Annotated in this window: 4 protein-coding genes; 2 read left to right on the top strand and 2 right to left on the bottom strand. The window is 66.4% G+C overall.

The features are described from left to right. Positions 1-98 precede the first annotated feature (98 nt). Together LCF59_RS17720 and LCF59_RS17725 are read right to left on the bottom strand one after the other, a co-directional pair. Positions 99-1,418: an MFS transporter gene (locus LCF59_RS17720; protein WP_292288943.1), complete on the bottom strand. Its 1,320-nt coding sequence runs from the start codon at positions 1,416-1,418 to the stop codon at positions 99-101. A 9-nt stretch (positions 1,419-1,427) separates the two neighbouring features. Next, positions 1,428-1,688: a metal-sensing transcriptional repressor gene (locus LCF59_RS17725; protein WP_292288944.1), complete on the bottom strand. Its 261-nt coding sequence runs from the start codon at positions 1,686-1,688 to the stop codon at positions 1,428-1,430. An 85-nt stretch (positions 1,689-1,773) separates the two neighbouring features. On the opposite strand from LCF59_RS17725, the gene LCF59_RS17730 reads away from it, so the two are divergent. Both LCF59_RS17730 and LCF59_RS17735 read left to right on the top strand, forming a co-directional pair. Next, the gene (locus LCF59_RS17730; RefSeq protein ID WP_292288945.1) at positions 1,774-2,127 is read left to right on the top strand and encodes a hypothetical protein; all 354 of its coding nucleotides are present in this window, start codon (positions 1,774-1,776) and stop codon (positions 2,125-2,127) included. A 61-nt stretch (positions 2,128-2,188) separates the two neighbouring features. Further along, the coding region (locus LCF59_RS17735) for a HupE/UreJ family protein (RefSeq protein WP_292288946.1) at positions 2,189-2,522 on the top strand (334 nt) is incomplete at its 3' end.

Below are 2,522 nucleotides of genomic sequence, written 5' to 3' on the forward strand. Positions count from 1 at the left end.
ACAGCCGCGAGGCCTACGACGTGTTCCTCATCCGGCGCGACGGAAGCACCGAGGTGTTCACAAGCTACGAGGCCGCCGCGTGACGTCGCCGGCCCGGGTCATAGCTGCGACGCCCAGCGTGGATGCTGGTCGTCAACGACGAAAGGGTGCGCGTGGCGGCGCTCACCCTTGAGGTGGGGATGGTCGAGCGGCAGGTTGTCGTGGATATGCTCGAGGACCTCCGGATCCTCTTCAGGCCAGAGCCGGAGACCCAGCAATGCGCCCGCGCCTGCAAGAACCGCCAGCGACCCCAGCGCGACAACCGGGCCGAACTGCGTCATAAGCCAGCCCGAGAGCGGATAAGTGACGAGCCAGCAGGCATGGCTCAGGGCGAACTGGGCGGCGAAGACCGCGGGGCGATCCTCGGCATGGGCCGAGCGGCGGAGAAGCCGGCCGGACGGCGTGAGCACCGCCGAGTAGCCAAGACCCACGAGAAGCCAGGCGCCGAGCAGGAACAGCCAGTCAAGTCCGAGCGCCGCGACCTCTGCGGCCAACGCCAGCAGCGTGAACACCATGAGCGCCGCGCCGCCGACCATCACGGGCCTGTCGGGCACGCGGTCGAGAAGGCGCGGCAGTAGTAGCGCAGCCAGCATCGATCCCGCGCCGAAGGCGAACATGGTCCAGGCGAGCGCGCTCTCGTTTAGGCCGAGCGTCCCGCGCACCAGCACCACCGAGTTGACCAGCACCATGGCGCCGGCCGCCGCCGCTGCAAGGTTCAGTGCCAGAAGCCCGCGCAGGCGCGGCGTAGCAAGGTAGATGCGGATGCCGCGCGTGGTCCGATCATAGACCCCGCGCGGCTTGGACGGCTTCGGCCTCGGCAGCAGGACCGAGACGACCAGCAGGGCCGAGGCCGCAAAACCCGCCACCGTGCCGAGGAACAGGGAGTTGTAGCTCATCACGGCGAGCAGGAGCGCCGCGAGCGTCGGGCTGACGATGTTCTCCAGATCGTAGGCCAACCGCGACAGCGACAGCGCACGGGTGTAGCGCGCCTCCTCGGGCAGCACATCGGGGATCGTCGCCTGAAAGGTCGGCGTGAAGGCGGCCGAGGCCGATTGCAGCAGGAAGATCAGGACGTAGACCTGCCAGACCTCGGTCACGAACGGCAGGCAGAGTGCCGCGCCCGCGCGTACCACGTCGAGCCCGACCAGCAGCGCGCGGCGCGGCACCCGGTCGGCGAAGGCGCCGGCGATTGGCGCGATGCCAACATAGGCCACCATCTTGATGGTGAAGACCGTGCCCAGCACCATCGCCGCGTTGTCGCCCGACAGGTCATAGGCCAGAAGTCCCAGCGCGACCGTGGCAAGCCCCGTGCCCAGAAGCGCCACGACCTGTGCGAGGAACAGGTGGCGGTAGGTGCGGTCGGACAGGATCTCCAGCATCGGTGTGCCTTACAGATATCGGGCGATGGTCTTGAGTTCCGCTCGGTCCTCGGGCGAATGGTCAGTGTCCAGGCAATGATCCATGTGATCGTGGATCAGCGTGCGCTTGGCGTTCACCACCGCCTTCTCGACCGCCTGAAGCTGCTGCGCGATCTCGAGGCAGGGCTTGCCCGCTTCGATCATGCCGATCACGGCCCGCAGATGGCCGTCGGCGCGTTTCAGCCGGGCGATCAGGGCGGGATGGGTTGCGTGGATGTGGGGCTTTGTCATAGATAGACGCTATCCTTCCCGGGGGGATAGAACAAGATGGCCCGGCAATGGGCTGCGGATACGAACAGGCAGACAGGCAAGATCGATGAGACCAGTGGCGACATATGGAAGACAGGCGTTTGCGGCGCTTCTCTGCCTGTCTTTGGTGCTCTGGTCCGTCATGCCCGCCGCGACTCATGCGCCGACCGTCTTCGAGACGATCCAGGACCACCTGGAGATGATCGCCGATCACGGCCATTCGCACGGGCTCAATGAAGACCTCTACTGGGCGATGCACGGCCACAGCCACGACGCCGCCGACCACGACCATAGCCAGGCGCTTCTGACCCTCGGCGAGCGAAGCCACCCGACATCCGCTTACCGGGATACATGGCGGCTCAGGGCCTCGCCCGGCGGCGGCCACCACACGTTCAGGATCGAACGACCTCCGCGTGCCTGATCGGCGCCGCGCCCGCGCGCGGCTTCACCGATCATTCCATCGCACGAACGGAGACCTATCCATGAGTTCAAACTCGACGGGCCTGCGCGCGCTCGCGTCGCGACGCGTCACGGCCCTCCTTCTGACAGCCTTGGCCGTCTACGCGTCCAGCGTGGCGCAGGCGCTGGCCCATGACGTCACCCCCGGTGACGCAGGCTACATTCAGGAAATCTGGGGGGTGCACGTCATCTCCTTCATCTATCTCGGCGCCAAGCACATGGTGACGGGCTACGACCACATCCTCTTCCTTCTGGGCGTCGTCTTCTTCCTCTACCGGATGAAGGACGTGGCCATCTATGTCAGCATCTTTGCCATCGGCCACTCCGTGACGATGCTGGCCGGCGTCTGGTGGGGAT

Source organism: Marivita sp., assembly GCF_020055675.1.
GTDB lineage: Bacteria > Pseudomonadota > Alphaproteobacteria > Rhodobacterales > Rhodobacteraceae > Marivita.